Here is a 6202-nt window from a genome sequence, read left to right as displayed (position 1 = left end):
CGGCCAAGCCGGGTTCGGGGTCGCCTCCGCCTCGGCAGGGCCCGCCTCGACCGCCGCAGCCGGATACAGACGTCTTGAATGGGTCATTCAGGTCTTGGGAGGTCCTGAATGACCCATTCAAGACCTCTGCCCAGGGCGCCGACCCTTGGCCTGCGCCGGGGCAGCCAGGCTGGGTGACTTTGCCGGAACCCTGGCATCCGGCGCCGTGAATGACTCATTCATGGCATCACGGCCCACCGCGAACCCGCAACCGTCAACGAACTTCAGGCGCGCGGCGGCGACCTCACGGGTCAGTACACCCGAGGCGCCTCACGAGGCGGCGGTCCTCGCCCTGAGCTCGTGCAGCCGGAGCCCGAGCCGCAGTTCCAGGTCGTTCTCGCGGCGCCAGTCGAGGCCGAGGACCGTGCCGGCCCGGTCCAGCCGCTTGAGCAACGTGTTGACGTGCAGGTGCAACGCCCGGGCCGTCGCCGCGACGTTGGCGTGGTGGGCGTAGTAGGCGCTGAGGGTTTCGACGAGGCCGGTGCCCCGCCGCTCGTCGTGGTCGAGGAGCGAACCGATGGAGGCGGTGAGGAAGCGGTCGAGCTCGCCGGCCCGCTCGGGGTCGAAGACCATGGCGTACAACGCGTAGCGGCGCGTGGTGGCGCCCAGGTCGGTGTGCCCGAGCGCGCGCACCACCGCCGCGCAGCGCCGGGCGAGGGAAAAGGCGCGGGACCAGTCGTGGTCGACCGCGCGTTCCCCGATGACGACGAGCGGGCCGCCGAGGGTGCGGCGCAGTCCACTGTGGACTTCCTCGACCGTCCGCTCGTCGTCCCTGCCGGGGAGGATCAGGGTGGCCCGGCCCAGGTGCTCGCCCGCCAGCCCGGCGCGGGTGCGCGCGATGTCGTGCAGGTGGCGCGCGAGATCGGTCGGGGCCACGGTGGGGGAGTCCGCGACGACGACCAGGTCCAGGCCGTCGACGTCGATGTTGCGGGCGCGGGTGCGGGCGCGCTGGGCCGTGCTGATCCCGGGACCGCCGAGCATGAGCTCGGTCAGGAGCTCTCCGCTCAGCCGCTCGCCGGCGTCGGCGACGGCCCGCTCCTTGAGGATGAGCAGCCCGAGGATGTGGGTGGCGCGTTCGAGGGTGCGCAGGTCCATCGCGTCCGGGACGTCGTGGCCGCCGGCGGGCGGCCGGCTCCACGCCAGCGCGCCCAGGTAGCTGTCGCCCGCCTGGATCGCGGCGACGCTGAGAGCGGCACCGCCCTCGCCGGCCGACACCGTGCAGCGGCCCGAGCGCCGGGCGTCCTCGACGGCGCGGGCCAGGTCGGCCTCCGCCGGGGCCGGGCACGGACTCGACGCCGAATCCCGGCGGACGACGGCGGTGCCGGTGTGGTCGAGGAGCGTGACGCTGCCGGCGAGCTGGTCGGCGAGGAGCTGCGCGACGTCGCCCGGGGTCCCGCCGCCCAGCACGGCACCCGTCAGCGCTTCGTGGATCGCTTGGGCCCGTTCACTCTTCCGGTACGCCACCTGCAGTTCCTGCAGGGCGGTCCGGCTCGCTTCGTAGAGGCGGGCGTTGTCGAGCGCGACCGCGGCGTGGTCGGCGAACGCGTTCAGCAACGCGATCTCGTCGGCCTGGAAGGACCGCTCGGAGCGGTCCGCGGCGAACAGGGCGCCCACCGCTTCACCCCGGATGACCAGGGGAACACCGAGCAGGGCGACGAGTTTCTCGGTGGTGACCAGGCGGTCGAAGTCCGGGTCGTGCTCGATCACGGCCGAAGCGGCGTAGTCGCGCACCCAGTGCGGGCTCCGGGAGGCCAGCACTTTGCCGCCGAGCCCCACCCCGGCCGGGATGGCCGCCGCGAGGAACGTGGGGGAGACCGTGCCCTCCGACGCACGGGCCGAAAGCCTGCCGTCCGCGCCGACGAGCGAAAGGTAGGTGAAGTCGGTGCCGATCAGGTCGTGGGCGTGGTGGACGATCGACTGCAGGACCTCGTCGAGCTCGCCGAGCGCGGTGAGCGACTTGACGGTCGCGTACAACGACGCCAGCTCCCGCTGCCGCCGCGTCTCCGCCGAACCGGATCCGCTGGCCACAGTGCCCTCCCTTCTCGGCTGCCGGTGGACGAAAGCGCCACCGATCCGGCGGCAGGAGTGGATGGTCCACACCTCAACCCTCAGCGTAACGGCGCCCTAACATGACCGCCATCACCGGGCTGCGCTCAACGACGAAGGCGGCATCCATGGCAATTCCCCTCACCCAACCCGAAGGACAGTCCGGCCACGCCGACGCCGGCTCGTCCCCGGTCCGGCGCCGGGCCTTCCGCAAGCTGCTGGCCGCGGGGCTCGTCGGCAGCTCGATCGAGTGGTACGACTTCTTCCTCTACGGCACCGCGGCCGCCTTGGTGTTCCCCAAGGTGTTCTTCCCGCACTCCTCGGCGCTGACCGGGACCCTGCTCGCCTTCAGCACGTTCTGGGCCGGCTTCGTGGCGCGGCCCATCGGCGGCGTGCTCGCCGGGCACCTCGGGGACAAGTACGGGCGCAAGCCGGTCGTCGTCGCGTGCCTGGCGGTCATGGGGGCCGCGACCTTCCTGATCGGCTGCCTGCCCACCGCGTCCAGTGTGGGAGCGCTGGCCCCGATCCTGCTGGTCGTGCTGCGCTTCGTGCAGGGGCTCGCCACCGGCGGCCAGTGGGGCGGCATCATGCTCCTGCTCACCGAGTCTGCCGGCCCCAAGCGGCGCGGCTTCGCCGGGACGTTCGGGCAGACCAGCGTTCCCGTCGCCGTGATCCTCTCGAACCTGATCTTCGTGGGGGCCAGCGCCCTGATGCCGGACGCCGCGTTCCTCAGCTGGGGCTGGCGCATCCCGTTCCTGCTCAGCGTCGTGATGTTCTCGGTGGTGCTCTACATCCAGGCCAAGGTCGAGGACACGCCGGAGTTCCGTGAGCTGCAACGGGAAACGGCGAAGCCCGGCGAGGCGGTGGTCCGGGCCCCGCTGGCCCAGGTCCTGCGCAGCAGGTGGGGCACCATCCTGCTCGGCTGCGGGCTCCTGTCCGCCACCAACAGCCTGTTCTACGTCAGCATCTCCGGGCTCCTGAGCTACGGCACCGGTTCTCTCGGGCTCAAGCGCGACTCCCTGCTCACGGTCGTGCTGCTCGCTTCGGTGGCGATGCTGGTGGTCATCCCGTGGTCCGGGCACCTCTCGGACAAGCTCGGCCGCCGGCCGCTGATCCTGATCGGCGGCCTGGGGGTCGCCGTCTGGGGCTTCCCGTACTTCGGGCTCGTCGGCACCGCGTCGCTGCCGCTGATCTTCGTCGCGGTGACGGTGGGTTTCGTGTTCCAGACCATGACGTACGGCCCGATCGCGAGCTTCCTCGGCGAGCTCTTCGCCCCGCGAGTCCGCTACTCGGGCGCGTCGCTGGCCTACCAGCTCTCGGCGATCATCGTCAGCGGCGGCACGCCGTTCCTGATGACGGCGCTCATCGCGAACACCGGGAGCACCACGGCCGTCGCCGGCTACATCACGCTGATGGGGTTGATCACCTTCGCCAGCGCGTGGTTCCTGCCGGAGACCAACCCCGCCGAAGTCCGGAACGACCCGAACGCCATCCCGGGCGCGCACCTCTACGCCGGGAAGTGAGGCCGGAATGAAGCAGACGACCCGCCGGCTCGCGGTGCCGGCGATGACGCTCCTGGTGGCGACCGCGGTGGCCGGACCGGCTTCCGCGACCACGGTCGCGGCGCCCGCGTGCGCCGCGTTGAACCAGCTGGAGATCCCGGCGTCGGTCATGAGCCTGCCGACGACCGGCGGCCGCGTCACGGCGGCTTCGGACACGAGCGCCGTCGTCAGCGGCAAGACGATCCGGTTCTGCCGGGTCGACGCCGACCTCTTCCCCGTCGACCCGGCCGCGCCCGCCATCAAGATGCGTCTCGACCTGCCGTCCGAATGGAACCACCGGGCGCTGATGTTCGGGGGCGGCGGCTACAACGGCACGATTCCCGACCCGGCGTCGAACGTGCCGTTCGGTCCGGCGGACCAGCCGGTGCCGCTGGCGCGGGGGTACGCGACGTTCGCGAGCGACTCCGGCCACCAGCAGAACCCGGCGGCCCCACCGTCCCTGGACGGGTCGTTCGGCGCGAACGACGAGGCCCTGCGGAACTTCGCGGCCGGTGACGCCCTCAAGAAGACCCGCGACGCGAGCCTGTTCCTCATCCGGCACGGCTACCGGGCGATGCCCACCGAGGTGTTCTTCGCGGGAGGATCGACGGGCGGTCGCGAGGCGCTCAACGTGGCCCAGCGGTGGCCGACCGCGTTCGACGGCGTGATTGCGGCCTACCCGGCTTGGAACAACCTCGCCGAGATCCTGGATCTGGGGTACCTGACCCAGGTCCTGTCGCGCCCCGGCGCATTCCCCGGCGTCGACAAGCAGACGCTCCTCTACACCAGCGTCATCAGCGCGTGTGACGGCTTGGACGGCATCGAGGACAACGTCGTCTCGAACCCGGGTGGGTGCCACTTCGATCCTCGCTCGCTGCGCTGCGCGGGCGGGGCCGACACCGGTCCGACGTGTCTGTCGGATCCCCAGATCGGGGCGGTGACCGCGATGTCGACGCCGTTCCGGTGGCCGTACCGGATCGCCAGCGGCGAAACGCAGTACCCGGGCTTCCCGTTCCTGTCGGGGGCGGACATGCAGACCCCGTTCCTCGGGTTCGGCACCACCGCACCCGCGAACCCCATGCCGGTGACGAGCGGCTACGGGATGCAGTACTGGGACCAGTGGGTCAAGTACTTCCTGACCCGGGACCCGGCGTACAACTCGCTCGACGTGGATCCCCGGCACCCCGGGAAGTGGCTCGGCCGGATCAGCGACCTGTCCACAGTGGAGGATCGCAACAACGCGGACCTGCGCCCGTTCGCCCGGGCCGGCGGCAAGCTGATCCTGCTCCACGGGGCCGCGGACGAGCTCGTTTCGCCCTACTCGACCAGCGACTACTACGAGCGGGTCCGCAAGGTGGCGGGCCCGCGGGCGACGGACGCCTTCCTGCGGTACTACCTCGTGCCGGGAGCGAACCACGCGAACTTCGGCACTCCGGCGGTCGCGGCGGCGTGGGATTCGTTGACGGCGCTCGAGCGCTGGGTCGACCGCGGCCAGGCGCCGGCGAACCCGGTGGTGGCGGACACGGCCCACGCCCGCACCCGGCCGCTGTGCGCGTACCCGGACTGGCCCCGGTACCGGGGCGGTGATCCGGCCCGGGCGTCGAGTTTCGCCTGCACGCACTGAGACGGACGCAGTGTCTGACCCGGGGAGCGCGCCGCTCGCTTCCCGGGTCAGGCGTCGGCTTGCTCATCGGTGATCGAGTCGAGGAGGTCGGCCGTGATGGTGCGGGCCGCCGGGCGCAGCTCCTTGCTGAGTGCGTAGAACAACTCCTGGGCCGGCTCCGCGGGCCAGTCCGCCGGCAGGTGTTCGCGCGGCAGCCGGGGGTCGGTGCGGATGGTCTGCAGCCAGTCGGACTCCAGGAGCAGGTCGCGGGCGAGGCTGTCCGGCGCCTGGGCCTCGGGGTCCTGCCAGCGGGCCAGGAACGCCCGGTAGTGCCCGGCCAGCCGCTCGGTGTCCCACGCCTCCCGGACGATCCCGGCGACCTCCGTGGGCGGCAGCGCGCGGGCCTGGAACACCTTGACGTGACCGTCGGCGCCGAGGCCGTCGAGCAGCGGGACCGGGTCGACCTCGCCCGGGGCGATCCACAGGCCGCCCTGCAGGCTGCCGAAGCCCGCCCACAGCAGCCGCGAGCGCAGGGCGTGGCGCTGGCGCTGCCACGACTCGGGCATCGAGAACCCGAGCAGTGTCCAGGTGCCGTCCCACTGCCGGTTCACCGCGCCCGCGTGCCAGATGCGCCGCTCGCCGTCGTGGAGGATCGCCCGCGACCGTTCGGTGAGGCCGACGTAGACGTGCCGCCCGCGGCGCACCCGGTGCAGCAGCCCGCGCCGGGCCATCCGGCTCAGCGTGGACCGGGTGGCGTGCTCGGACACGCCGACCCGTTCGAGCACGTCGAGCACGTTCGCGGTGGCGACGTGGATCCCGCGGTCGAGGACGTGGCCGCCGAAGAACGTGAGCAGCAGCGTCTGCGGACGCGGGGTGTCCGCGCCGATGCCTTCGGCGGCGGAGACGGCCAGATCACTCACGCCGCGAGCATATAAGCCCCGCTGATGTTGGGCAGTGTCTTGACGGTAGTCAT

The 6202-nt window shown here is 71.9% G+C and carries 4 protein-coding genes; 2 read left to right on the top strand and 2 right to left on the bottom strand.

Annotated features, from left to right (window positions below; genetic code table 11):
* Positions 1–309 precede the first annotated feature (309 nt).
* Positions 310–2067, bottom strand: a complete 1758-nt coding sequence (locus tag AB0M83_RS42930; RefSeq protein WP_364526707.1) for a GAF domain-containing protein — start codon at positions 2065–2067, stop codon at positions 310–312.
* A gap of 146 nt (positions 2068–2213) precedes the next feature.
* On the opposite strand from AB0M83_RS42930, the gene AB0M83_RS42925 reads away from it, so the two are divergent.
* A complete protein-coding gene (locus AB0M83_RS42925) occupies positions 2214–3608 on the top strand; it encodes an MFS transporter (RefSeq protein ID WP_364526705.1) in 1395 nt (464 codons plus the stop codon).
* 7 nt (positions 3609–3615) lie between these two features.
* Positions 3616–5250 carry a tannase/feruloyl esterase family alpha/beta hydrolase gene (locus AB0M83_RS42920; RefSeq protein ID WP_364526703.1) on the top strand — a complete coding sequence of 545 codons (1635 nt, stop codon included), beginning with the start codon at positions 3616–3618 and terminating at the stop codon, positions 5248–5250.
* A gap of 47 nt (positions 5251–5297) precedes the next feature.
* Here the strand turns inward: AB0M83_RS42920 and AB0M83_RS42915 are convergent, their stop codons facing one another.
* Entirely contained in the window at positions 5298–6149 is an 852-nt protein-coding gene (locus AB0M83_RS42915; protein WP_364526701.1) for a PaaX family transcriptional regulator C-terminal domain-containing protein, read from the bottom strand.
* Positions 6150–6202: the final 53 nt, after the last annotated feature.

The organism is Amycolatopsis sp. NPDC051106 (assembly GCF_040682775.1).
Taxonomy (GTDB): Bacteria; Actinomycetota; Actinomycetes; order Mycobacteriales; family Pseudonocardiaceae; genus Amycolatopsis.
The sequence above is the reverse complement of the archived record's forward strand: the minus strand, read 5'-3'. Positions and strand labels throughout refer to the sequence as shown.

Bases quoted from the DNA above. Each gene is read 5' to 3' on its own strand.
- AB0M83_RS42925 (WP_364526705.1), top strand. From the start codon at position 2,214: ATGGCAATTCCCCTCACCCAACCCGAAGGACAGTCCGGCCACGCCGAC.
- AB0M83_RS42920 (WP_364526703.1), top strand. From the start codon at position 3,616: ATGAAGCAGACGACCCGCCGGCTCGCGGTGCCGGCGATGACGCTCCTG.